23 protein-coding genes are annotated in these 23,314 nt (G+C 65.0%); 8 read left to right on the plus strand and 15 right to left on the minus strand.

The annotated features are described in order from the left end of the window. The first annotated feature begins 61 nt into the window (after positions 1-61). A complete protein-coding gene (locus F7R26_RS09605) occupies positions 62-664 on the plus strand; it encodes a TetR/AcrR family transcriptional regulator (RefSeq protein WP_150983366.1) in 603 nt (200 codons plus the stop codon). A gap of 267 nt (positions 665-931) precedes the next feature. On the opposite strand, the gene F7R26_RS09610 is transcribed toward F7R26_RS09605, so the two are convergent. Continuing rightward, positions 932-1,639, minus strand: coding sequence for a FadR/GntR family transcriptional regulator (locus F7R26_RS09610; protein ID WP_241754472.1), 708 nt, complete (start codon positions 1,637-1,639; stop codon positions 932-934). A gap of 368 nt (positions 1,640-2,007) precedes the next feature. Here F7R26_RS09610 and F7R26_RS09615 point away from each other — a divergent pair, with 368 nt between their 5' ends. Continuing rightward, positions 2,008-2,826, plus strand: a complete 819-nt coding sequence (locus F7R26_RS09615; protein ID WP_150983367.1) for an NAD-dependent epimerase/dehydratase family protein — start codon at positions 2,008-2,010, stop codon at positions 2,824-2,826. A gap of 169 nt (positions 2,827-2,995) precedes the next feature. Further along, a complete protein-coding gene (locus tag F7R26_RS09620; RefSeq protein WP_150983671.1) occupies positions 2,996-4,294 on the plus strand; it encodes an MFS transporter in 1,299 nt (432 codons plus the stop codon). A gap of 95 nt (positions 4,295-4,389) precedes the next feature. Here the strand turns inward: F7R26_RS09620 and F7R26_RS09625 are convergent, their stop codons facing one another. Further along, positions 4,390-4,611, minus strand: a complete 222-nt coding sequence (locus F7R26_RS09625; protein WP_150983368.1) for a hypothetical protein — start codon at positions 4,609-4,611, stop codon at positions 4,390-4,392. Between the two features lie 258 nt (positions 4,612-4,869). On the opposite strand from F7R26_RS09625, the gene F7R26_RS40930 reads away from it, so the two are divergent. Beyond that, on the plus strand, positions 4,870-5,055 hold the full coding sequence (locus F7R26_RS40930) for a DUF1289 domain-containing protein (RefSeq protein WP_183031339.1): 186 nt from the start codon (positions 4,870-4,872) through the stop codon (positions 5,053-5,055). Between the two features lie 46 nt (positions 5,056-5,101). Here the strand turns inward: F7R26_RS40930 and F7R26_RS09635 are convergent, their stop codons facing one another. The 3 genes from F7R26_RS09635 to F7R26_RS09645 form a co-directional block, all read right to left on the minus strand. Beyond that, positions 5,102-5,815 (minus strand): MOSC domain-containing protein, encoded by a 714-nt coding sequence (locus F7R26_RS09635; RefSeq protein WP_416351317.1) that lies wholly within the window; start codon positions 5,813-5,815, stop codon positions 5,102-5,104. 2 nt (positions 5,816-5,817) lie between these two features. Further along, positions 5,818-8,280: a penicillin acylase family protein gene (locus F7R26_RS09640; RefSeq protein ID WP_150983371.1), complete on the minus strand. Its 2,463-nt coding sequence runs from the start codon at positions 8,278-8,280 to the stop codon at positions 5,818-5,820. A 226-nt stretch (positions 8,281-8,506) separates the two neighbouring features. Then, positions 8,507-9,940 carry an aldehyde dehydrogenase family protein gene (locus F7R26_RS09645; protein WP_150983372.1) on the minus strand — a complete coding sequence of 478 codons (1,434 nt, stop codon included), beginning with the start codon at positions 9,938-9,940 and terminating at the stop codon, positions 8,507-8,509. Positions 9,941-10,156: 216 nt separating this feature from the next. On the opposite strand from F7R26_RS09645, the gene F7R26_RS09650 reads away from it, so the two are divergent. Continuing rightward, complete coding sequence (locus F7R26_RS09650) at positions 10,157-10,768, plus strand: hypothetical protein (RefSeq protein ID WP_150983373.1); 612 nt, start codon at positions 10,157-10,159, stop codon at positions 10,766-10,768. A 105-nt stretch (positions 10,769-10,873) separates the two neighbouring features. Here F7R26_RS09650 and F7R26_RS09655 read toward each other — a convergent pair whose 3' ends face one another. From F7R26_RS09655 to F7R26_RS09680, 6 genes are all read right to left on the minus strand, one after another. Continuing rightward, positions 10,874-12,484: an ABC-F family ATPase gene (locus tag F7R26_RS09655; protein ID WP_150983374.1), complete on the minus strand. Its 1,611-nt coding sequence runs from the start codon at positions 12,482-12,484 to the stop codon at positions 10,874-10,876. Positions 12,485-12,714: 230 nt separating this feature from the next. Further along, positions 12,715-13,689, minus strand: coding sequence for a muramoyltetrapeptide carboxypeptidase (ldcA, locus tag F7R26_RS09660; RefSeq protein WP_150983375.1), 975 nt, complete (start codon positions 13,687-13,689; stop codon positions 12,715-12,717). Continuing rightward, positions 13,686-14,360 (minus strand): tRNA adenosine(34) deaminase TadA, encoded by a 675-nt coding sequence (tadA, locus tag F7R26_RS09665; RefSeq protein ID WP_150983376.1) that lies wholly within the window; start codon positions 14,358-14,360, stop codon positions 13,686-13,688. The genes ldcA and tadA overlap by 4 nt, the downstream gene beginning before the upstream one ends. Before the next feature lie 22 nt (positions 14,361-14,382). Next, on the minus strand, positions 14,383-14,859 hold the full coding sequence (gene queD, locus F7R26_RS09670) for a 6-carboxytetrahydropterin synthase QueD (protein ID WP_006159634.1): 477 nt from the start codon (positions 14,857-14,859) through the stop codon (positions 14,383-14,385). A 58-nt stretch (positions 14,860-14,917) separates the two neighbouring features. After that, positions 14,918-15,565, minus strand: a complete 648-nt coding sequence (gene queE / locus F7R26_RS09675; RefSeq protein WP_150983377.1) for a 7-carboxy-7-deazaguanine synthase — start codon at positions 15,563-15,565, stop codon at positions 14,918-14,920. 251 nt (positions 15,566-15,816) lie between these two features. Further along, a complete protein-coding gene (locus F7R26_RS09680; RefSeq protein WP_150983378.1) occupies positions 15,817-16,722 on the minus strand; it encodes a LysR substrate-binding domain-containing protein in 906 nt (301 codons plus the stop codon). 105 nt (positions 16,723-16,827) lie between these two features. On the opposite strand from F7R26_RS09680, the gene F7R26_RS09685 reads away from it, so the two are divergent. Next, positions 16,828-18,030 carry an MFS transporter gene (locus tag F7R26_RS09685; protein ID WP_150983379.1) on the plus strand — a complete coding sequence of 401 codons (1,203 nt, stop codon included), beginning with the start codon at positions 16,828-16,830 and terminating at the stop codon, positions 18,028-18,030. A 69-nt stretch (positions 18,031-18,099) separates the two neighbouring features. Here F7R26_RS09685 and F7R26_RS09690 read toward each other — a convergent pair whose 3' ends face one another. Further along, on the minus strand, positions 18,100-18,606 hold the full coding sequence (locus F7R26_RS09690; protein WP_150983380.1) for a DUF1993 domain-containing protein: 507 nt from the start codon (positions 18,604-18,606) through the stop codon (positions 18,100-18,102). 180 nt (positions 18,607-18,786) lie between these two features. On the opposite strand from F7R26_RS09690, the gene F7R26_RS09695 reads away from it, so the two are divergent. Further along, a complete protein-coding gene (locus tag F7R26_RS09695; protein WP_150983381.1) occupies positions 18,787-19,188 on the plus strand; it encodes a hypothetical protein in 402 nt (133 codons plus the stop codon). A gap of 203 nt (positions 19,189-19,391) precedes the next feature. Here the strand turns inward: F7R26_RS09695 and F7R26_RS09700 are convergent, their stop codons facing one another. From F7R26_RS09700 to F7R26_RS09710, 3 genes are all read right to left on the minus strand, one after another. Next, positions 19,392-19,631, minus strand: coding sequence for a hypothetical protein (locus tag F7R26_RS09700; RefSeq protein WP_150983382.1), 240 nt, complete (start codon positions 19,629-19,631; stop codon positions 19,392-19,394). 236 nt (positions 19,632-19,867) lie between these two features. After that, positions 19,868-21,205, minus strand: coding sequence for an MFS transporter (locus F7R26_RS09705; protein ID WP_150983383.1), 1,338 nt, complete (start codon positions 21,203-21,205; stop codon positions 19,868-19,870). A gap of 125 nt (positions 21,206-21,330) precedes the next feature. Further along, complete coding sequence (locus F7R26_RS09710) at positions 21,331-22,104, minus strand: putative hydro-lyase (RefSeq protein WP_150983672.1); 774 nt, start codon at positions 22,102-22,104, stop codon at positions 21,331-21,333. Positions 22,105-22,342: 238 nt separating this feature from the next. On the opposite strand from F7R26_RS09710, the gene F7R26_RS09715 reads away from it, so the two are divergent. Next, on the plus strand, positions 22,343-23,275 hold the full coding sequence (locus tag F7R26_RS09715; protein WP_150983384.1) for a LysR family transcriptional regulator: 933 nt from the start codon (positions 22,343-22,345) through the stop codon (positions 23,273-23,275). The last annotated feature ends 39 nt before the right edge of the window (positions 23,276-23,314 follow it).

Genomic DNA, 23,314 nt, shown 5'->3' on the forward strand with positions numbered 1-23,314 from the left:
AGACCAGTCTATATAATTCCCGGGGGATAGCAACCCCTCCAACCATCGAGGACTTCATCACATGGCCGCTCAAGCCAAACATCGGGACAAGATCGTCCGCGCCGCCGCCGTGCTCTTTCGCCGGTATGGCTACGCCGCCAGCGGCACCAATGACATCGTTGCACTGAGCGGTGCGCCAAAGGGCTCGCTCTACCACTACTTCCCGAAAGGTAAGGAGCAGATCGCCGAGGAAGTCATCGTGTACGCCGGCGAACTTGTGCGTGCGACGCTCACGCAGCTATGCGCGGAACATGACTCGCCGGGGGCGATCGTGCGGGCCTATGGCGTCTTGATGGCCGGCTGGATGGCCCAGTCCGACTATCGTGACGGCTGCCCGATCTCCACCATCCTGCTGGAAATCGCCCCGGAGGCCGAGGGCGTGGCGGCAGCGGGCAACGCCGCCTTTGCCGCATGGGAAGCCGTGCTGGCCGATGCCTTCGCGGCACGCGGGATCCCACGGGTACGCGCCACCGAGCTCGCCGGCCTGGTGATCTGCGGCTGGCAAGGGGCACTGACGCTTGCCAAAGTAGCGAGGAGCGGTCAGCCAATCCGGCGCGCGGTGGATGAGCTGGCGCGACAACTCGACGCCGAGCCGCGGAACGTCGCCCAGGGCCAGCCCGGCTGATGCAGCCTGCGCGACAGGCACGTCACCCTCCAGCCTAAGATATCTGATGTCCTATAACATAGAGCGCATCGCGAACCTCATTTGCACCAGCCTGCCACCTGAGATTGGTGCCGAAGCACCATGATTCGTGACGGCACCGACGAAAGACAACCGGGCTGCCGTACTTAGCCAAAGTTACCATACAACATCGAGCAAGCGAGCGCCCGACATGGGTCAGCACGCCCCTACCGCACCTGGACAGGACCCGCGCCGGCTCACGACGATGAATCAGGCACCCTCGAAAATTCGACGCCTGGCATTCTCGATATGCCGGCGCATCGCGATCGAGGCTTGAGTCGGTGACCGCTGCACGATAGCCTCGATGATCGCCAGATGCTCGGCCTGGACCTGCTCGAAGCGCGTGGGATTGCGCGTCTGCCCCAGGTTACGGGCCAGTTCCATGCACTGGCGAATCGGGCCGAGCGCATGCTCGACCGTGGGCACGAAGAAAGGATTGTGAGATGCCCGCGCAATGGCCAGATGCAACTGCAGATCTTCCTCCACGCCCGACATCTCGCTTTCCTGCGCGCGGTCCAGCGCGGCATAGGCGGCGCGAATGGCCTCGATGTCCGCATCGGTGCGCATCTGCGCTGAAATCTCAGCCACGCCGACTTCCACACAAAGGCGGAATGCATAGTAGTGCTCGATGTCGGCGATGCTCGAGATCTGGGGAGTGACCGGCTGCCCGCGTACCGGCATGCGCTGGATATAGCTTCCGGATCCCCGCCGCGAGACCACGATGCCTTCGGATCGCAAGCGCGACAGCGCCTCCCGTACGGTTGTCCGGGATACCGCATAACGGCTGGCCAGATCGGCTTCCGTCGGTAGCTTCTGGTCCGCGGAAAACTCTCCCCGCAGGATCGCTCCGATGATCAGCTTGCAAACCTGCTCCGAAAGACTGGTGCTGTCGGTTGCCGTCAATACCAATTCGTCCACGCCTTGCTCCTGCTGCTCCGCCGGTTGGCCGGCGTATGGGTTGTTGCACAAGCTGTCAGACTAACATACCGCATGCGTAGTCCATCAACAGTTCGGCACGCCAATTCACTTTTTGAAATATGGCCATTAAGCCATCTTCAGCCCGGGGTAAACCCGGTTTCCCGATCGTTGTCGTTGACAATCCTTTGAAATCCTAAGAAAGTTGTCCTACTTTAAATGCACTTGTCGGACAAATAAATTTAAGCCACGTTGTATGACATCCCATGAATGATTGCGAGGCCGGTTCAACTGGTACTCGCCATGGGATCAGAGCGCAGCGCTCCATACGCCAGGCCAGGCCAGACCAAACAAGACGGAGATTTCATATCGTGACCAAGATTGCATTAAGCGGCGCCGGCGGCCAGTTGGGCACCGTGCTGCGGGCCGCCCTGCTGGCGCGAGGCTATGACCTGCGTTCGTCGGGCAACTCGCAGTCGCTCGCACCGGTCGCCGAGGGCGAAGAGGTAATGCGTGGCGACTTGCGCGACCCGGCCGTGGTCGACCGCCTGCTGGACGGTGTCGACGTGCTGATTCACATGGCTGGAACGAGTGTCGAGCGCCCCCTGCCGGAGATCATCGACAACAACCTGCGGGCGCTCGTCGAAGTCTATGAGGGCGCGCGGCGCCAGAAGGTCGGACGCATCGTGTTCGCGAGCTCCAATCACGCGATCGGCATGTATCCGGTGGACCAACAACTCTCGACCGACTGCGAGTTTCGCCCGGATGGCTTTTACGGCTTGAGCAAGATGTGGGGCGAAGGGCTCGCCCGTCTTTACTGGGACAAGCACGGCATCGAGAGCGTTTGCGTGCGCATCGGCAGCTGCGTGGAAAGACCGCAAGAGTTTCGGCATCTAAGTACCTGGCTCGGACACGAAGATCTCGTGCATCTCATCGAGCAGAGCATCACGGTGCCTGACCTTGGCTTCCTCGTCGTGTGGGGCGTCTCCGCCAATGCGCGCAGCTGCTGGAACAACGATGGCGCGGCGCGCCTGCACTACCAGCCCAAACAGAATGCCGAGGACTTCGCCGAAGAGATTCTCGCCGGCCCGAACCCGCTCGATGCCATCGGCCGCCAGTACCAGGGCGGCAGTTTCGCGAGCATCGATTTCACGCCAGAGGCACAGCGGCATGGCGGCGCGCGCAAGTAGCGCGTAAGCCAAGAGGCTTGATTTCCAACCGATGCCCCACGCCGACGATCAATGGCCGCTTGCTTTAGCCGCCTGATCTGCGTGGATTGGCCCTGGGGCCAGCCAGGATCGAGAACGACGTAGAGCGGTACACGGCTTTGCCGCGAATCCATAAATACAAGGAGACATGATGAAACACATAAAGGGCATGCGCTGGTGGATGGTCAGCCTGGTCACGATGGGGCTGATCGTCAACTACCTGGCACGCAATACGCTATCCGTTGCCGCACCGACAATGATGTCGGAGTTGCACATGACGACCCAGCAGTACTCTTATGTGGTCGTGGCCTGGCAGGTCTGCTACGCCATGATGCAGCCGGTCGCCGGCCTGGTGCTGGACGCCATCGGCACCAAGATCGGCTTTGGCATCTTTGCGCTGGCGTGGTCGCTGGCATGCGCCGCCGCCGCGTTGGCCTCAGGCTGGCAAGGCCTGGCGTTCTTTCGCGGCTTGCTTGGCCTGGCCGAAGCCGCCGGCATCCCCGGTGGCGTCAAGGCAACGACGGAATGGTTCCCCGCCAAGGAACGCTCGATCGCCATCGGCTGGTTCAACATCGGCTCGTCGATCGGCGCGCTGTGCGCCCCGCCGCTGGTCGTGTGGACAATCCTGAACGGCGGCTGGCAACGGGCCTTCATCATCGTCGGCGCGCTGGGCGTGGCATGGACCGTACTGTGGATGCTCTGCTACAAGCACCCGAAGAATCAGCAGCGCCTGTCGGACCAGGAACGCGAATATATCCTTGCCGGCCAGGAGGCGCAGCACAAGGATGCCAACGTGGCCAAGGCAAGCTGGCTCGAAATCGTGCGCAGCCGGAATTTCTGGTCGATCGCGATTCCCCGTTTCCTGTCGGAGCCGGCCTGGCAAACCTTCAACGCCTGGATTCCGCTTTACATGGCAACCGAGCGCCATATGAACATCAAGGAGATCGCGATGTTCGCATGGCTGCCCTTCCTTGCCGCCGACATCGGCTGCGTGCTGGGGGGCTATCTCAGCCCGTGGTTCCACAAGCACCTCAAGGTGTCGCTGTTTACCTCGCGCAAGCTGGTCATGCTGGTCGGCTGCCTGGCGATGATCGGTCCGGCCTGTGTTGGCCTGGTGGACAGCCCGTACAGCGCCATCGCGCTGTTGTGCGTCGGCGGCTTCGCCCACCAGACCTTGTCGGGCGCGCTCTACTCGATCACGTCCGACGCGTTTGGCAAGAACGAAGTGGCGACAGCCACCGGCCTGGCAGGCATGAGCGGCTACCTGGGCGCGACCCTGTTCACGCTGCTGTTCGGCATTGCCGTCACGCATATCGGCTACAGCCCGCTGTTCGTGCTGCTGGCAGTGTTCGACCTGATCGCCGCCGCCATCGTCTTCCTGATGGCGCGTGAACGCGCTGCGCCCGGCGCGGCGGCTGCCAACCTCGGCTCCCCCGCACTCCACTCCTGACACCTGACGAAACACAGGCCGCGTCAAGCCTGCCGGGCCCAAACGCACGCGTTCATGGCCCGGGCGAAGCCCACCGACCTCTACGCTTCCCTGTCTTACGGCAAAAACAAGGCGACCCGAACCTGAGCGTGAACGGCTTCAACAACATTAGCCTGACCAAAAGTGCATAGGTTCAGGCTGGTGCGAACCAGTTTGGCGCGACGCTCGGCATTCGCCACAAGTTCTGATCCGGTGCGGGCCGCCGGCATCCTGACCGATGCCGGCGTGGCTGCGGCGCTCGCAGCGCTGGACAAGGCGGGAATCAGGGACAGCACCATGGTCTCCTTGGGAGGATCGGTACGATCAGGCTGGCTCCAGCGTAGACGCGACGGCGGCGCCGCTCAATGACCTCCCACGTCATCAACCGGCAGCCAAGGCCGGGGCAGCCAGCCGTTTATAATGAGCGCCCATCCGCCCCGCCACCCAGCCGCATGCCGTCAAACCCGCAAGACCCCAGCCAATCCGCCCAGCTAACCGACGGGCAGCCGGAGTCACAGCCGGAATCGCATCCGAATGCACCACGCGGCGACGAAAGCCTGTTCGACCGCCCGGACAGCCCGTGCATCGGCATCTGCTCGACCTTGTTCGACGAGATCTGCCAGGGTTGCGGGCGCAGCGCCATGGAAGTCAGCAACTGGGTCTTCATGGACGACGCGGAAAAACTGGCCGTGTGGGAACGCATCACGCGCGAGGGCAAAGGCAAGCGCTTCCGCCAGGGCTAAGCCAGGGCCGACTCTTCCGCCCACGGTGGCCGGCTTAGGCTTAGGCTCAACCGCCTGCCAGGCGCCGCTCCATATCCTCCACCTCGCGCCGCTCCAGCCGCTGGCGTGCCAGCTTGCGCCAGTTCTCGGCCAGTGCCGGCAGCGCCGCCATGGCGAACAAGGCGTCCGCATCCAGCCGATCCACATAGAGCACGTGCAGCAGCCGCCGCAAGCTCCAGTCCGGATACGGCCGCTCGACCAGCACCAGGCTGTCGCCCCGCGCCAGGCCGCCCTCTTCCAGCACCCGGTAGTACCAGCCCGTGCGCAGGCTTTGCTGGACCGCGCGCGCCATGCCGGCGTGCCCGAAGCGATGGTTCAGCTTCCAGCATGGCTGGCGTGCCTGCGACACCTCGACCAAGGCCCCGCCCAGGCGAAAACGATCGCCAATGCAGACATCGGCCTCGGTCAGGCCGGCAGTGCTCACGTTCTCGCCGAACGCGCCGGGCCGTGCCAGTACCTCGGCCGCCTGCGTGGATAGCGGCGAGAGTTCTTCACGCCAGGCCGGATAGTGATCGAAGGCGTAGTGGTGGATGGCCTTTTCGGGGCCGCCATGGTGCCTGGGGTCTCCCTGCCCGTCTCCGGCCAGACCCAGCACGGTGACGCGCACCGCCCCGTCCACCGCCTGCTTGTCGATGCCGCTAGGCACCCCCTTGGGGCCGAACGGGCGCACGGTGCCCAGCAACACGCAGCCAATGGGAATGGATACCTCGGTCATCGTCATCGTCATCGCTTGCCGGCCGGTTGCAACACCAGTGTGTCGAAGGCCTCGTTGCCCGGCGCGCGGCGGCCCGGCGCCATGGTGATGTACTGCACCGCGGCCCACTTGTCGGTCCAGTCGCGGTAATGGGTCGACGTCACGTTGCCCGATTGCCCGGTCGAATCCATGAAGCGCGACTCGGCCAGGTCTGACAGGTCGTAGATGGCACGCAGGCTGGCCGCGTGCACGCTCTCGAACGGCGCCGCCTCGTCGCGCAGGTTGTGGCGCCCCACGTTGACCGTATAGGTGTCGCCGCCGCTGGGCACCTTGACGTTGAACAAACCCGCCAGGTAAGGCTGCTTGCCGAACGGCTTGTGCTCGGAGCGGGCCGCATGCGCCTGGCCCCAGCGCCAGCGCTCAGGCTTGTCGCCATAGCGCCGGTCCAGGTCGGCAATGGCGAGGCGCCAGGCTTTGGCGATGGCATCGTCGCAGCTCTCCGTTGCCGGGGTCGTGCTGTCGTCGCACCAGAACGCGCCTTGCCCCCGCGGATTGCGCAATACGTTGAGCATGGGCTGCTGCACGTTACGCTGCTCCCACAGGCGGTTGAACAGCGGATCTCCGACCTTGTCCTCGAACAGCACGCGCGACAGCTCGCGCAGCCATGCGGTTGCGACCAGCGGCTCGGACAGCCTGGGCTGCATGTCGCCATCCCATTTGCGCAGCGATGCGATCAGCGCGCGCTCGCGCTCCGGCAGTGCCGGGTCGCTGGCGATGGGAGATGCCAGCAGCAGCGGCAAGGCATCGCGCACGGCGAGCGAGAGCGTGTCTTTCTGGATCGCGCCAAAGCTGTCCATGGTGTGCCGCTCGGTGGCGTCGATCAGCGTGCGGATGCGCTGGTAGCGATACGGCACGGTCCATTCGCTGGTCAGGAAATACGGGTAGTCGTCCTCGACGATCTTCTGGTTGGCGGTGGCGATCACGCCCTCGGGCGGATTGAAGCTGCGCGGCAATTGCTCGAAGGGGATGAAGCCGCTCCAGTCGTAGCGCGCGTCCCAGCCGGGGGCCGGTGCCAACCCCTTCAGGTCATTGTCGGCGCGGCGCAGCGGCACGCGGCCCGGCGCGATAAAGCCGATGTTGCCATCGACATCGGCGTAGACGATGTTCTGCTGCGGCGAATGGAAATCGCGCATCGCCGCCAGGAAGCTGGCCCAGTCGGTGGCGCGGTTCAGCGCCAACCCGGCCTGCACGGTCCGGTCGTCGGCACGCAGCGCGGTCCACTGGAAGGCCACCACGTACTGCGCCCCGAGCGGGGCCGCGGCGGTCGCCACCGGCTCGGCCACATCCGAGATCACCGGGCCGTGGCGCGTCTCGCGCACGTTCAGCGTCACGTCGGGCGCGCCTTTGACGTGGATGGTCTCGGTGCGCGTGACGAACTCAGCCCAGCCGTCCGGCGTCTGGTAGCGCTGCGTGCTGCCAGGCTGCAAGCGCTCGATATAGAGATCCTGCACGTCCGGCGCGGTATTGGTGAAGCCCCAGGCGATGCGCTGGTTATGCCCGAGCACCACCGCCGGCATGCCGGGCAGCGTGGCGCCCGTGACATCCAGCCCGGGAGCCTGCATCTGGGCGAAGTACCACAGCGCCGGCGCCTGCAGCCCGAGGTGCGGATCATTGGCCAGCAGCGGCTTGCCCGAACGCGTATGGGCGCCCGATACCACCCAGTTATTCGAGCCCATGCCCTCCACATAGCCTGCCGGCGCCTGCTGCTCGACACGCGCCATGGCCGTGGCCAGCGGCGCCAGGTGCCGGTAGAGATTGCCGTAGTCCATGGTGCGCAGCGGCCGTTCGCCAGGATAAGGCGCCAGCAGCTCGTTGATGCGCGACACGGGCAGCACCTGCGCCAGCCGCATGCGCAACGTCTCCTGGGTCCAGTTGCCGCCCAGGTCCCACGCCATCATGGTCTGCCAGGCCAGCGTATCGGCCGGCTCCCAGCGCTCGGGCTGGGTATGCAAGATCAGGAACTCCGGCGGCAACGGCCCCTTGCGGCCATCGATATAGGCATTCACGCCATCGGCATAGGCCTGCAACATGGCCCGGGTCTCGGCGGAGGATTGGGCCAGGATGGCTTCGGCATTGCGCCGCACGCCCAGGGTACGCAGGAAACGGTCGGTATCCAGCGCGCTCGGCCCCAGGATTTCCGCCAGCCGGCCGGACACGATGCGCTTGCTCATCTGCAACTGCCACAGCCGATCCTGCGCATGGACGAAGCCGAGCGCAAAGTAGGCATCCTGTGCATTGGCCGCCTTGATATGCGGCACGGCATGGCGGTCCCGGACGATCGAGACGCTCTCGCGCAAGCCGGGCAGCTTCAGCGTGCCCGCGGTCTGCGGCTGCGATGCCTGGCGATACCAGACATAAGCGCCAAACGCGCAGACCAGCAGCAGCACCGCCAGCGTCAATACCAGCCAGGCCAGCCGTTTCAACCAACGCATCGATCCCTCTCCCCGCGTGGCGTGTCGCGCCCGCGCTTATATTTATGTTCTTGGTCCCATGCCTCTTGCCCCGTGCGCAGGTTCCTCGTTCAGTCCCGCTTGCCGGTCAATGGCACTCCGGCATTATCGCCGAATCATGCGTGCAGCCAACGTGAATCGAGCCAGCGAACCGACCCATGAAAAATGCCCGGACCAGCCGGGCATTTTTCCTCGCGAGCCGCCGGCCTCAGGCTGCCGGCTTCCTCATCTGCAGCGACTTGTACTCGAGGAATTCCTCGAGCCCGTACTTGCCGGCTTCGCGCCCGTTGCCGGACTGCTTGTAGCCGCCAAACGGCGCCTGCATGTTGAACGGGCCACCGTTGATGTCGACCTGGCCGGTGCGGATCCGGCGCGCCACGCGGATGGCGCGCGCCTCGTCGCCCGACCACACGCCGCCGCCCAATCCGTAGATGCTGTCGTTGGCGATGCGCACGGCATCTTCCTCGGTGTCATAGCAGATGATCGACAGCACCGGGCCGAAGATCTCTTCCTGCGCCACCGTGGCCTTGGGATCGACATTGCCCAGCACCGTCGGCTTGACGAAAAAGCCCTTGTCCAGCCCTTCGGGCGCCTCGGGGCCGCCTGCAACCAGCTCAGCGCCCTCGTTGATGCCGCGCTGGATATAGCCGGTCACGCGGTCTTTCTGCGCGGCTGAGATCAGCGGGCCGAGGCGGCTGGTCTCCAGCAACGGGTCGCCCACGGTATAGCCCTCGACCACCTTCCTGGCAATGGCCTTGACCTCGTCGTAGCGCGCGCGCGGCACCAGCATGCGGGTATGCGCCGAGCAGGTCTGCCCGGAGTTGAGGAAACAGGCGCCCACGGTACCCTTGACCGCGGCGGCCAGGTCCGCGTCGTCCAGGATCACCGAAGCGGACTTGCCGCCCAGCTCCAGCGCCACGCGCTTGACGCTCTGCGCGCCCAGCTCCGACACCCGCTTGCCAGCGCGCGTGGAACCCGTGAACGACACCATATCGACTTCCGGGTGGCTGGCCAGTACCTCGCCCACCACCGGACCGTAGCCGGTGACCAGGTTGAATACGCCTGGCGGCAGCCCGGCGGCTTCGATCACCTCTGCCAGCACGAAGGCATTGAGTGGCGCCACTTCGGACGGCTTGAGCACCACCGTGCAGCCCGCGGCCAGCGCCGGCGCCACTTTCAGCGTGATCTGGTTGAGCGGGTAGTTCCACGGCGTAATGGCCGCGACCACGCCCACCGGCTCCCGAACCACCAGGGAATTGCCGACTTCTTCCTCGAACACGAAGGTCTCGAGCAGCTTGGCGGCCTGCGTCCAGTTGTAGACCGGGCCGCCGACCTGAATCGCGCGCGCCATCTTGATCGGCATGCCGACTTCGCCGGCGATCAGTTGCGCCAGTTCCTCGCTGCGCGCCTTCAGGCCCTCGGCAATCTTGCGGATATAGTCCGCGCGCACGCTGGGCGGCGTGGCCGACCAGCTGTCGAAAGCGGCTCTCGCTGCCTGGATGGCATCCTCGGCGTCACGTGCGTGGCCCTCGGGGATGCGGCCCATGACGGCTTCGGTCGTGGAGTGGATGACGTTGATCAGGCCGGTACCGTGCGGGGCAACCCACTTACCGTTGATAAAGAGTTTGTCTCGTTGTTGCATGGCCACAGTTTTCAGTTGGGTGAATAGGCTGGTGCAAATTTTGTTACTTTTATGGTGCATCACATTGTAGTGCGCTTTAGCGACTCGTTTTTTTTGCAGCGCGCCAGCGCCCCAAACAACGTGGCGATAATCGGCCGGCAAGCCGCATGATGCATGCATGACGCAAAGTGCGGTATACCACACAGCGCTGCTCGACCTATAACAACGGAGCGAGACATGACCGACCCGGTTTTTCATAAGACCGAGCAAGGCCAGGACGAAATCCGCACGCGCGCGCGCAAACTGGACCATAAGCTGCGCGCCTTGCTGCTGATCGTCAATGGCGAGCGCCGGCGCAGCGAGCTGCTGGCCCAGACCGGCGGCATGGGCATCGGACCGGAGAGCATCGACGCCCTGCTGGCTGCCGGCCTGATCCGCGCGGAGAATGCGCCACAGCCTGCGGCGGCTACCAGCCCCGCAAACCCGACCGCCAGCGTGGATCGCCATGGCGATGCCAAGGCCGACAGCCTGTTTCCCATGCACAGCATGCGTGGTGCCAATGTGCCGTCATGGGACGACACCTTGCCTGCGCCAGCCTCCCCGCAACCCGCGGGCGGCACCTACCAGCAGCTTTATCACTTCTATACGGATGTCATCGGCCATCATCTGGGCCTGCGCGGCTACCTGCTGCAAGTCAAGGTGGAAAAGGCCGGCAGCCCGGCGGAACTGGCGGCGCTGCGCGACCCGCTATACAGCGCCCTGCACAAGGCCAAAGGGGAGATTACGGCCGGCGCCATCATCGACCAGCTTGACAAGATGGTGCGCGACGACGGGCATGCATCGGCCTGAGCGGCCTAAGCAAGCAACCAAGGTGGCCGCAATGGATCGCGGCCGCAAAAACAAGAAGGGCCGCACATGGCGGCCCTTCTTGTTGGCTCGGCTGGCGCTTGCCGCTTAGCCGTCGATACCCTGCGACTCCAGGTACTCGTCATACGTACCCAGGTAGTCGGTCAGCGTGCCGTCGTTGCGCACTTCGATCACGCGCGTGGCCAGGCCGCTGACGAACACGCGGTCGTGCGAGACAAAGATCAGCGTGCCGGTGAACTTGTCCAGCGCGATCTGCAGCGATTCGATGGATTCCATGTCCATGTGGTTGGTCGGCTCGTCGAGCGCCAGCACATTGTGGCGGCCCAGCATCAGCTTGCCCCAGATCATGCGGCCCTTCTCGCCGCCGGACAGCACCTTGACCGACTTCTTGATGTCGTCGGCCGAGAACAGCAGGCGGCCCATCGTGCCGCGTAGCGACTGGTCGTCGTCGCCGGCCTGGGTCCACTGGCTCATCCAGTCGATCAGGTCGCGGTCGACCGGGAATTCCTCGAAGGTGTCCTGCGGCATATAGCCGACATTGGCGTTCTCGGCCCACTTGATGGTGCCGCGATCGACTTCCACGCCGCCCTTGACGGCGCTGCCCAGCAGGCTGCGCAGCAAGGTGGTCTTGCCGGCGCCGTTTTCGCCAATGATGGCCACGCGCTCGCCGGCCTGGATCGCGATCGACAGGTTGTTGATGACCTTGCGATCGTAGGTCTTGGTCACGCCCTCGGCTTCCACGGCCAGGTTGTGCAGCTTCTTGTCGAACTCGAAGCGGATGAACGGGTTCTGGCGCGACGACGGCTTGATGTCCTCGACCTTGATCTTGTCGATCTGCTTCAGGCGCGACGTGGCCTGGCGGGCCTTGGACTTGTTGGCCGAGAAGCGGCGCACGAAGTCCTGCAGCTCGCCGATGCGTTCCTTGGCGCGCGTATTGGCCGCCAGCTGGCGCTCGCGCGCCTGCATGGAGGCTTCCATGTAGTCGTCGTAGTTGCCCGGGTAGACCTTGAGCGTGCCGTAGTCCATGTCGGCCATGTGCGTGCACACGGAATTCAGGAAGTGGCGATCGTGGGAGATGATGATCATGGTGGAGTTGCGCTCGTTGAGCACTTCTTCCAGCCAGCGGATCGTATTGATGTCGAGGTTATTGGTCGGCTCGTCGAGCAGCAGCACGTCCGGGTTCGAGAACAGGGCCTGCGCCAGCAGCACGCGCAGCTTCCAGCCCGGCGCCACGTTGCTCATGGTGCCCTGGTGCTGGTCGGTGGGGATGCCCACGCCCAGCAGCAGCTCGCCGGCACGCGCCTCGGCCGTGTAGCCGTCGTACTCGGCGTACTTGGCCTCCAGCTCGGCGGCCTTCATGTAGTCTTCGTCGGTGGCTTCGGGGTTCGCGTAGATGGCGTCGCGCTCGGCGGCGGCGGCCCACATCTCGGTGTGGCCCATCATGACCACGTCCAGCACGCGCATGTCTTCATAGGCGAACTGGTCCTGGCGCAGCTTGCCCAGGCGCACGCCCGGCTCCAGCATGACGGTGCCGGCGGACTGCTCGAGGTCCCCGCCGAGGATCTTCATGAAGGTGGACTTGCCGCAACCGTTCGCGCCGATCAAGCCGTAGCGGTTGCCCTCGCCGAACTTGACCGAGATATTCTCGAACAACGGCTTGGGGCCGAACTGCATGGTGATGTTTGCGGTAGAAAGCACGTCTGGGACCTTGTATGGATGATGAGGCGCGGGACTTGCCGCGCTTGCCTCGGGCTGCCGCCCTGCTGATGGCTGTGCAAATGGCTAATCGCTTGATTTGCTTGGCTGCGTGGACGGCGCAAAGCCAGGCATGGCAACCTGGTGGCGCGTTGGCGCGGGGCCCGGGCAGGGAATTCGGGAAACAACCCGCGATTTTACCACTGGCGGGCAAAGGAACGAAGCGATAAGCCTCAGATGTGGGCGCAAGGCGCCGCTTTCAACACCGGGTAACCCGACAGCGACAGCGAAAATCCATCCGCACGTGCGCTCAACTGCGCCTGCCCGCCCACCGGCAGGGTCAACTTGCGCGGGCAGTGGCCAAACGGCAGGCCGGTGAGGACCGGCACCGACAGGCGCTCCTGCATGTACGCCACCACGGTGGGCAGGTCATAGCCGTTGTCGTAATCCGTCACGCGGTAGTTGGAAAAGTCGCCTAGCAGGATCGCGCGCTGCGCACCAAGCACGCCAGCCTGGTCCAGTTGCAGCAGCATGCGCTCGACCCGGTAAGGCGGCTCGTTGACGTCTTCCAGGAACAGGATGCCGCCCTGCACCGCCGGCATGAACGGCGTGCCCAGCAAGCTGCACAGCATCGCCATGTTGCCGCCCCACAGCGTGCCCGACAACGCACCCGTGAAAGGCTGGCCGCCAGCCTGAGGCGCATCCACGTCGATGGTGTACGCCGGATCGCGCAGCACGCCGTTGAAATGCTGCCACATGAACGGGTCGACCACGTCCGCGCCAAAATCCGCCAGCAGCATCGGGCCGGCAAAGGTGACGCCGCCGGTGGCCGCCAGGTACGCCAGCTGGAAGGCCGTGAAATCGCTGTGGCCGACGATGGGCGTCTGGCTGGCGCGCGCCTGCTCGGCGATGCGGGCAAAGTCGACCCGCTCCAGCAGCCGTGCAATCCCGTAGCCGCCGCGCACAGCCAGCGTCAGCTCGTGCGCCGCGCCGGTGCCGATCGCGTGCAGGTCGGCCAGCCGTTCGGCATCGCTGCCGCCAAAGCGCAGGTAGCGGCGCGCCAGCACATCCGGGTTGCCGACATGAAAGCCCTGCCCCTTGAGCCAGGCACAGCCGCGCGCGGCGATGGCGACGTCGTGCGGATAGCCGGAAGACGCGATCAGGCGGACTTCGGTGGCTGGCGTGGGCGTAGGCGTGGGCTGGCTCATGCGTCGGGGTTCTGGCTTGGGTCGGTGTCGGTGCTGGTGGAGGCAACAGGCGCGGCAGCGGCGCAATGCGCGCAGGCAGGCGCATCGCTTGCCCCCGCAGCCTGCGCGGCTTCCTGTACGGCTTCTTGCGCCGCCTTCTGCGCGGCCTTCTGGGCCCGGCGCCTGCCGCCAAAGAAATCCTTCAGCATGCGCGAGCACGCGTCGGCCATCACGCCGCCGGCAATGGTGGTCTGGTGATTGAGCTGCGCCTGCTCGAACAGGTTCAGCACGCTGCCCGCGGCGCCGGTCTTGGGATCGGTGGCGCCAAACACCACGTGGCGAATCCGCGCATGCAGGATCGCGCCGCTGCACATCACGCAGGGTTCCAGCGTCACGTAGAGCTCGCACTCCGGCATGCGGTAGTTGCCGATCACGCGGGCAGCGGCGCGCAGCGCCTGCATTTCAGCGTGTGCGGAAGGATCGACCGAGCGGATCGGCAGGTTGTGGCCGCGCGCGATGATGGTGTCGTTCCACACCACGACCGCGCCCACCGGGACTTCGCCGGCGGCTTCGGCCAGGCGCGCTTCGTCGAGCGCGGCCTGCATATAGCGGCAGTCGCGCGCAAGCGCAGGATCCATGGAAAGATCCGGGCTTGCCAGGCTGGCCTCGGGCGGGAGGGTCGGCTCGGTCATCGCGGCTGCGTCATGCGGCGAGTCAGTCCTGCGCCGGCAGGCTGAAGGCGGCGCTGACCTCGGCCCAGCAGTTCGGGGTCTCGAACAGCACCAGGCGGGTGAGCTGCAACTGGTGCCCGAAGCAATCCTTGAACACCGGGGCAAGCATGTCGAAGGCGATCTGGGCCAGGTTCTCCACGGTCGGGATGGCGTCAAGCACCACCGTCTTGTGCCCGTCCATGGTCTGCAGGAAGTTCAGCAGCGCGGTATCGCCGCGATGGATCAGGAAGGCGTGGTCCCACTTGGACACCAGGTGTTCCGTGGCCAGCGCCTTGATATCGCTGAAGTCCAGGATCATGCCCTCGTCCGAGGCGCCGGCGCGATGCAGCACCTCGCCCGACAGCGTCAGGTCCAGGCGATAGCGGTGGCCATGGATGTTGCGGCACTGGCCGCCATGGTTGGGAATGCGGTGGCCGGAGTCAAACTCCAGCCGGCGGGTAATGGAAACTTGCTTGTTCATGTGGGCCAATGGGTGCCGAGGTGTGCCGGTGCGTACCGGCGCGATTTGCGCGATTTGCCTACCGGATGCCGAGCAGCTTGTGGGTTTGCAGCGAAAGGCGCCAGAGCGGGCGGCGCTGGCAGAACTCCACCGCCAGCGCGGTATTTTGCCGCGCCAGCGGGCCATCCATGGCCTGCACCAGGAAATAGCGGAAATCAAGGTGCTCGTATGCGGCGAAATCCTGGCCATCCTGCGGGATCACCACCTTGAGCTCGTCGCCGCGCTTCACCACCAGTTCGGAACCCATCTTGGGGCTCACGCAAACCCAGTCGATGCCCTCGGGCACCGGCAATGTGCCATTGGTCTCGATGGCGATCTCGAAGCCGCGCGCATGCAGCGCGTCGATCAGCGGCGCATCCAGCTGCAGCAGCGGCTCGCCGCCCGTGCAGACCACCAGCGCACGCCCGGCGGCGCTGCTGTCCACGGCCTGCGGCCACTGGGCCGCCACCTTGTCGGCGAGCGCCTCGGCAGTGCGGTACTTGCCGCCCTCGGTGCCATCGGTGCCAACGAAGTCGGTGTCGCAGAACTGGCAGACCGCGCTGGCACGGTCTTCCTCGCGCCCGCTCCAGAGATTGCATCCGGAGAAGCGGCAGAACACGGCTGCGCGGCCCGCGTTGGCGCCTTCGCCCTGCAGTGTGTAGAAGATTTCCTTGACGGCGTAAGTCATGCTGGCTGGTAAAGCTCTGGTAGCTTTTATAGGTGGTGCTGTGGGTGGTGCAGTGAGGCAGTCGGTGCACGGCGCCCGGCGAATGCCGGGCGGGCAACTGGCGACGCGTGGCGACTCTTGGCCAGACGATTGGCCAGGAAACTGCGGCGAACTCGCTATTTTCGCACAGGAGCGCAATCCGCTCCAGCCGCCTCCTTGATTTCCCCTATTGCCAAGGCCATGCTCAGACGCTGTCCATGGCCCGCGCCGGCCTAAAGTTGCGCCCAAGCCGCCTCACGCAGCTTGCCGCCGACAAAATCCAGGAAGCTGGCGATGCGCGCCGAAAGCTGGGTGTTGAGGTAGTAAACCGCGTTGATAGACTGACGTTCGTCGATGGTGTGCGCCATCAGCACCTGCACCAGGTCGCCGCGGCGCCGGTCCGCGTCGGTCATGAAGTCCGACAGGCAGACCAGGCCCTCGCCCGCCAGTGCCAGCTGACGCAGGGTTTCGCCGCTCGATGCCGACAGATGCGGCGTGATCTGCACCTCCTCGCCCACGGCACCGCGCAAGGGCCAGCGATTGAGCGACTCGGGCTGGTTAAAGCCGATCAGGCTGTGGCCGGCAAGGTCCGCCACGCTTTCCGGGCGGCCCCGCGCCTTGAGATAGGCTGGGCTGGCCAGCACGCGCACACGGCTGCTGGCCAGCGCACGCGCATGCAGGGTGGAGTCGCGCAGCGTGCCGATACGGATCGCCACGTCGGTACGATGTTCCAGCAGGTCGATGATCTGGTCGTTGGTATTGAGCTCCAGCTCGATTTCCGGATACGCCCGCCGGAATTCCCCGATCAGCGGCACGATCACGTGCAGCATGAACGGGGATGCCGCGTTGACCCGCAGCCGGCCCGCCGGCCGCTGGCGGCGCACGGCCATCTGCTCCTCCGCCAGCTCCACCGAAGCCAGGATCGCGCGCGCGTGGGCCAGCAGTGCCTCCCCCTCCTCGCTCAGCGCCAGCCGGCGCGTGGTCCGGTGCAGCAGGGTGGTGCCCACCTTGTCTTCCAGGCGGCTCAGCGCACGGCTGATGCCGGAGACGGTTTGCCCCAGTTGCTCGGCCGCAGCCGTGATGGAGCCGCTGTCCACGACGGTGGCAAAGGCCTGCAGTTCTTCGAGTGTGATCTTCATTGTTGAATACTAATCAAATATCTTATCCAGATCACCCACTTAATCTGCAAAAAAGACAGCGGCAAACTGCATCCATCCTAATTCCGGACGCTCCTGGAGCCCACCATGCCCATTGCCCTGTTCGCGCTGACCATCAGCGCGTTTGCCATCGGGACCACCGAATTCGTCATCGTCGGCCTGATCCCCACCATCGCTGCCGATCTGCACATCACCCTGCCATCGGCCGGCCTGCTGGTCAGCCTTTATGCGCTCGGGGTGGCCATCGGCGCCCCGGTGCTGACCGCCCTCACCGGCCGCCTGCCGCGCAAGGCGCTGCTGCTGTCGCTGATGGCCCTGTTCACGCTGGGCAACCTGCTGGCGTGGAAGGCGCCCGGCTACGAATCGCTGATCCTGGCGCGTATCCTGACCGGCCTGGCCCACGGCGTGTTCTTCTCGATCGGCTCCACCATCGCCACCAGCCTGGTGCCGAAGGAAAAGGCCGCGAGCGCCATCGCCATCATGTTCACCGGCCTGACCGTGGCGCTCGTCACCGGCGTGCCGCTGGGCACCTTTATCGGCCAGCATTTTGGCTGGCGCGAGACCTTCCTCGCGGTGTCGGCGCTCGGCCTGGTCGCCTTTGTCGGCAACCTGATGTTTGTCCCGGCCAATATCCGCCACGGCGCCCCCGCCTCGTTGCTGCAACAGGCCAGGGTGCTGGCCGAACCGCGCCTGTTGCTGGTCTACGCCAAGACCGCGATCGGATATGGCGGCTCGTTCATCCCCTTCACCTTCCTCGCCCCCATCCTGCAGGATGTATCGGGCTTCAGCGCCGGCGCGGTCGGGCTGGTGATGCTGGTGTATGGCGTGTCGGTCGCTGCGGGCAACATCTGGGGTGGCCGCCTGGCCGACCGCCACGGCCCCATCGCCGCACTCAAGATCGTGTTCCTGCTGCTGTCCATCGTGCTGTTTTTGCTGACCTTCACCGCGCCGCATCGCTGGCTGGTGGTCGTGACCGTGCTGGCCTGGGGCGCCGTCGCCTTCGGCAATGTGCCGGCGCTGCAGGTCTATGTGGTCAAGCAGGCGGAGCGCTATGCGCCGGGTGCAGTCGATGTGGCATCGGGCCTCAATATCGCCGCGTTCAACCTGGGCATTGCCGGCGCGGCCTGGGCGGGCGGGCTGATCGTGACCCATATGGGCCTGATGCATACGCCGTGGATTGGCGCGCTGGTGGTACTGGCGGCGCTTGGCCTGACCGTGTTGAGCGGGCGGCTGGACCGGCTGGCGCAACACCCCTTGAGCGAGCGCAAGCTGGCCGCCACCCGGGCCTGACCCCGGCGCATCACGCCTGTACCAGCATGGAGGCGCGGCAGAGGCGGCCGGCAAAGGCCGCCCTCTCGATCAGGACAGGCCGAGGTAGTCGCGCTTGCCCACCGGCACGCCCTTGTGGCGCAGGATGTCGTAAGCCGTGGTCACGTGAAAATAGAAGTTCGGCAGCGCAAAGCCCAGCAAGTAGGACTTGCCATCGAGCGTGACGGGCTCGGGGCGCAGCTTGAGCTCGATGGTGCGCGTTTCGCTGCCCTCGAGCTGGGCGGGCTGGATGGTGTTCAGGAAGGCTACCGTCCTGGCGATGCGCTCCTGCAGTTCCGGAAAGGTGGTTTCGGTGTCGGCAAAGGACGGCATCTCGATGCCAGCCAGCCGCGCCGCGCAACCCTTTGCGCTGTCGCTGGCACGCTGTACCTGTGCCGGCAGCGGGTCCATGTCCGCCACCAGGCGGGTCTGGATCAGGTCGGCCGGGTCCATGCCCTGCGCCTGCGCGAATGCGGCGCCCTTGTCCAGGATGGCCGACAAGTTGCCAAAAGCCCGGATAAAGGCCGGGATCGATACTTCATACATCGAGAGCGACATGGGGGTGTCCTTGGATGGTGATGGCCAGACGCGCGGGTTGCGCGACACGGCGAGGATAAACCTTCCGGCAATTTCTCGCCGACCGGCCGGTTCAATCCCGGCAAGGGCCAGCGCCCAGCCGGCCGCTTGATTTAAGATACTCCCTGCCCCTCCGGATGAAGCGCACATCGCCTCGACGACATGAATGCCCCCTTTCCGATTCGCAAGGAGTGTCCGCCAGGCGCCTGCACATGCGGTCGCGAAGCGCTGCTGGACGACCCGCAATCCGACATGCGGATCCTGAGGCTGACCCGGGAAGAGGAAAAGCGGCTGATCGCCCGCCTGGAGAGCCTGTCGAGCCTTGCCGAGCTCAAGGACATGGAAAAGCGCATGCATGCGCAGCTGGGCATCGTGGTGACGATCACACCCAGCATCCACGAAGTGCGCACGGTGCGCGGCATCAACATCCAGGTGGAAGAGCAAACCGGCTTGTGCCGCAAGACCAAGCAGGCGATTCCCGCGGCGATACGCCGTTGCCTTGAGGCAAAGCCGGATATCGCGTACGCGATCCTGGACGCGCACGACTTGCTGGGCGGCGCCTGAGGCCTCTTCCCCACCTGTCATTCCGCCACGATCTTCCTGTCGCTGGCGATGTGCTTGCACTGCGCAAGTCCTGCCCCATGCGCGCGCCGAAGCCGGTCACCTGTGCGCAGGATTGACCAGTCCCGGCGCGGCGAGGGGGCGAGCGGAACGACTAGCGCGTAAGAGCCTTGCCGCCTTGCCGCCTTGCGCGACACAGAATGCCCTCAGACGACAGACAGCGGCGAAGGCGACAGATCGAGCATGATACGAAGTTCGACGTTGTCCGGATCGCGCGGCTGCCAAACGCGACCGATGACCACAAAGATGATTGGCTGTCCTGGGAACTGAATCAGGTCGCCGACCACGGGTGTTATCGCGCCGGTGCGGGGTGTCAGATCCAGGTCGATGTCTCTTGCTGCGGCTTGAGCGGCTGGGGTGAACGCAAGGGTGATCGTGAGCTTCATTTGGACCCGTTCGTGGTTGAGAATGTTGGTTTATTGGATTTTTCCATTCTTCCACATTGCGCTGGCCCGCCCCTGCGCCGCCGCGACCTAGCTTGCGCGGCATATGCGCTTTGCCGCAGTGAGCGAGCGCACCGTCGATGTGCTCAGCGGCCGGGCGGCGCTGGCCCGGTTCTGGAAAGCGGCACCGAAGGCGATTGAGGCGCGCGCCGGGCGCCGGCGCGCCAGTAGCCAGGGACTCACATACCGGCGGCTTCGAGCTCGCGGCCACGGGTTTCCGGCAGCGTCAGCGCGGCAATGATGAGCACGCCATAGGCCGCCGCGGCGAAGATGCCGATGCTGGCGCCGAGTCCATATTGCTTGGACAGTGCGCCGATCAGGAAGGGAAAGAGTGCGCCGACAGCGCGGCCGAAGTTGTAGCAAAAGCCTTGCCCGGAGCCACGCACCCGCGTCGGGAACAGTTCGGTCAGGAACGCGCCCATGCCGCTGAAAATGCCCGAAGCGAAGAAGCCGAGCGGGAAACCGAGCCAGAACATGGCGCCGTTGCTCAAAGGCAGCATGGTGTAGCCAAAGGCAACCGTCATCGAACCCACCGCGAAGAGAATGAAGTTCGGCTTGCGGCCAAGCCTGTCGGTCAGATAGGAACTGACGAGGTAGCCGACCCACGAGCCGAAGATGATCATGGCCAGGTATCCCCCCGTCCCCATCACCGTCAGGTGACGCTCGGTCTTCAGGTACGTCGGCAGCCAGGTCGTGATCGCGTAGTACCCGCCTTGTGCGCCGGTCGCCAGCAGCGCAGCGCGCACCGTCGTCGACAGCAGCTTCGGGCTGAAGATCTCGGTGAAGCGGGGACGATCGCTCGCCTTGCCTTGCGCCGCCTTCTCTTTTTCGTAGACGTCGGGCTCCTTCACATAGCGGCGGATGACCACCACCAGCAGCGCCGGAAGCAGGCCGATGAGGAACAGCGCACGCCACGCCAGTTCGGCGGGCATGACCGAGAACAGCACGGCATACAGGATGGCCGTCAGCCCCCAGCCAATCGCCCAGCCCGATTGCACCAGGCCGACGGCCTTGCCGCGATCCCTGGCGCGGATCACCTCCCCGATCAGCACGGCGCCGGCGGTCCATTCGCCGCCGAAGCCAAAACCCATCAGCGCGCGCGCGGCCAGCAGTTGCTCGTAGTTCTGCGCCAGCCCGCACAGGCCGGTAAAGACCGCGAACCACACCACCGTCAATTGCAGCGTCCGCACCCGGCCGATGCGGTCCGACAGGACACCGGCGGCCCAGCCGCCCAGTGCCGAAGCCAGCAAGGTGAGCGTACCGATGAAGCCGGCGTCGGCCAGGCTGATACCCCAGGTGGCGATCAGCGTCGGAATGACAAAGGAGAGCATCTGCGTATCCATGCCGTCGAGCATGTAGCCGACCTTGCAGCTCCAGAATGCGCGCTTCTGGCGGGGCGATGCATCGCCGTACCAGGAGAACAGGTTGCCGCCGGCATCGACGGACGCCGTCGGTGCAAGGGAGGAAACCATTGCGGGATTGGCGGCAGCCGCCGCCACGGGGGTCTTGTTGTCCATGAAACGCTCCTGGGCGCGTGGGTTGAACGGTCTTTCGCGCGGCTTACCGGGGCCGGCCCATGGCCCATCGATGGATGAGCGCAGCCCACGGGACTCGCGCGGATCTTTCATTGGCCGCCGGTGGACTAGAACACGGCAAGCGAGGCGTTCCTGATATCGGTCACCAGCATGTGGCCGGGCTTGTGCGCGATCGCCAGCGGCAACCTCGCGGCCATGATCGCGGTCTGGGGTGTGACCCCGCAGGCCCAGTAGACCGGCAGCTCTCCCGGCTTGATCGTGACGGGATCGCCAAACTCAGGCTTGGCCAGGTCTTCGATCCCCAATTCGGCCGGGTCGCCGATGTGGATTGGCGCACCATGGACGGCAGGGAAACGGCTGGTGATCTGCACGGCGCGAATCGCCTCGGCACCGCGCATGGGCCGCATCGACACCACCAGCTCGCCACCGAAAACGCCCGCGCGCCGGTTCGCAATCCTGGTGCGGTACATCGGCACGTTGCGGCCTTCCTCGACATGCCGCAAAGGGATGCCTTCCTGCGCCAGCATGTGCTCGAACGAGAACGAGCAGCCAATGGCGAACACCACGAAGTCGTGCTGCCACAGATCGGCCAGCGATTCGCGCTCTTCGGCCAGCCGCCCGTCACGATAGATGTTGTAAGCCGGCACATCGTTGCGGATATCCACCTCGCGCCCGAGTACCGGCACATGCCATTGCCCCGGCTCACCGACGCCCAGCAACGGACACGGCTTCGGATTGGCCTGGCAGAAACGCAGGAAATCGCCAGCGTGCGCCGACGGCAGGATGGCCAGGTTGGCCTGGGCGTAGTCGCCGCAATAGCCTGCGGTGGGGCCACGGAACTGTCCGCTGCGCACGGCCCGGCGAAAGTCGAAAGGCATCAGGTCTTCGGGCATCTGCATTCTCATGTCGTTATGACGTCGTCGTGGTTGCCTTGAACGATAGAGAGTAAAATTTTTTATCGCCAATGACTTTTTGTTGGCACCTCTGTATAGATTTTCTTAACAACTTTACGGGTTTCCCCTTACCCGCACCGCACTGGTGCCAAACGGGAATTAACGCCAACTACCGGTATATCCCAATCAATTTGGCGCCTTCTTCACCGATCCACCCCGCAGCCTGATGAATACGCGATTCCTCGAAACCTTCGTCACGCTGGCCAAATTGCACAGCTTTCGTGCGACGGCGGCCGCGCTGCATGCGACGCCAGCTGCCATTTCCCAGCGGATAAAGGCACTGGAAGATGAGCTGCAAACCGCGCTGGTCGATCGGGAGAGTCGCGAGTTTCGATTGACACCCAATGGCGAGTACTTGCTCGGGTACGCAAAGGGCGTGGTAGAGGCCGCACGGCGGCTGCAGGCCGCGGCCTCGGGCGACAGCAAGATCCGTGGGCGCCTGCGCCTGGGCGTGATCGAGACCGTGGTGCACAGCTGGTTGCCGAACTACATGCGGCGGCTCGCAGCGGACTACCCGCAGCTTGAAGTCGAACTGACCGCCGACGTGAGCGTGGTGCTCCAGCGCAGGCTGATTGCCGACGAGCTAGACCTCATCATTCGCGTCGAAGGCAGTGACGAAAGCAACGTGGTGTGCAATGCACTCGCCAACTACCCCGTGCACTGGGTGGCGCGCGCAGGCCTGCTGTCGCACACGCGCGGCTCGCTCGCCAAGCAGGTGCTCCAGCATCCCATCCTGACATTCGGCCGGGGGACCGCGCCGCATCGCGCGCTAGAGGACATCGTGGCCAAACTCGCGGGCGTCCACGGCGTGCCGCTTTCGGAAACCCGCATTACCGGGTCGCCGTCGATTGCCGTGATCGTGCAGCTCGTGCGCGATGGGTTCGGCGTGGCCGCGATTCCGCGCCTGTTCGTCGACAAGCTGATCGAGAGTGGCGAAGTTGTGGAGTTGTCGCTGCAGCCCGCGCCGCCGTCCATCGTGGTGTCGATGTCGCGGCGTGCCGACGCGCCGCTATTCGTGCACGGCGCAGCCAACTCGGCGCGGGCCGCCTGCGCGGAATACTGCCGCAACAGCAACAGGCGGCTGGTTGAGCCGCTGTGACGGCGCGCTGGCTGGGCCCGAAGGCAGCAAGAATGCAGC

It is taken from the genome of Cupriavidus basilensis (assembly GCF_008801925.2).
GTDB lineage: Bacteria > Pseudomonadota > Gammaproteobacteria > Burkholderiales > Burkholderiaceae > Cupriavidus > Cupriavidus basilensis.

Bases quoted from the DNA above. Each gene is read 5' to 3' on its own strand.
- F7R26_RS09640 (WP_150983371.1), bottom strand. From the start codon at position 8,280: ATGCGTTGGTTGAAACGGCTGGCCTGGCTGGTATTGACGCTGGCGGTG.
- F7R26_RS09635 (WP_416351317.1), bottom strand. From the start codon at position 5,815: ATGACGATGACCGAGGTATCCATTCCCATTGGCTGCGTGTTGCTGGGC.
- F7R26_RS09625 (WP_150983368.1), bottom strand. From the start codon at position 4,611: ATGGTGCTGTCCCTGATTCCCGCCTTGTCCAGCGCTGCGAGCGCCGCA.
- F7R26_RS09620 (WP_150983671.1), top strand. From the start codon at position 2,996: ATGAAACACATAAAGGGCATGCGCTGGTGGATGGTCAGCCTGGTCACG.
- queD (WP_006159634.1), bottom strand. From the start codon at position 14,859: ATGAACAAGCAAGTTTCCATTACCCGCCGGCTGGAGTTTGACTCCGGC.
- F7R26_RS09700 (WP_150983382.1), bottom strand. From the start codon at position 19,631: ATGAAGCTCACGATCACCCTTGCGTTCACCCCAGCCGCTCAAGCCGCA.
- queE (WP_150983377.1), bottom strand. From the start codon at position 15,565: ATGACTTACGCCGTCAAGGAAATCTTCTACACACTGCAGGGCGAAGGC.
- F7R26_RS09685 (WP_150983379.1), top strand. From the start codon at position 16,828: ATGCCCATTGCCCTGTTCGCGCTGACCATCAGCGCGTTTGCCATCGGG.
- ldcA (WP_150983375.1), bottom strand. From the start codon at position 13,689: ATGAGCCAGCCCACGCCTACGCCCACGCCAGCCACCGAAGTCCGCCTG.
- F7R26_RS09650 (WP_150983373.1), top strand. From the start codon at position 10,157: ATGACCGACCCGGTTTTTCATAAGACCGAGCAAGGCCAGGACGAAATC.
- F7R26_RS09690 (WP_150983380.1), bottom strand. From the start codon at position 18,606: ATGTCGCTCTCGATGTATGAAGTATCGATCCCGGCCTTTATCCGGGCT.
- tadA (WP_150983376.1), bottom strand. From the start codon at position 14,360: ATGACCGAGCCGACCCTCCCGCCCGAGGCCAGCCTGGCAAGCCCGGAT.
- F7R26_RS09605 (WP_150983366.1), top strand. From the start codon at position 62: ATGGCCGCTCAAGCCAAACATCGGGACAAGATCGTCCGCGCCGCCGCC.
- F7R26_RS09705 (WP_150983383.1), bottom strand. From the start codon at position 21,205: ATGGACAACAAGACCCCCGTGGCGGCGGCTGCCGCCAATCCCGCAATG.
- F7R26_RS09645 (WP_150983372.1), bottom strand. From the start codon at position 9,940: ATGCAACAACGAGACAAACTCTTTATCAACGGTAAGTGGGTTGCCCCG.
- F7R26_RS09695 (WP_150983381.1), top strand. From the start codon at position 18,787: ATGAATGCCCCCTTTCCGATTCGCAAGGAGTGTCCGCCAGGCGCCTGC.
- F7R26_RS09680 (WP_150983378.1), bottom strand. From the start codon at position 16,722: ATGAAGATCACACTCGAAGAACTGCAGGCCTTTGCCACCGTCGTGGAC.
- F7R26_RS09715 (WP_150983384.1), top strand. From the start codon at position 22,343: ATGAATACGCGATTCCTCGAAACCTTCGTCACGCTGGCCAAATTGCAC.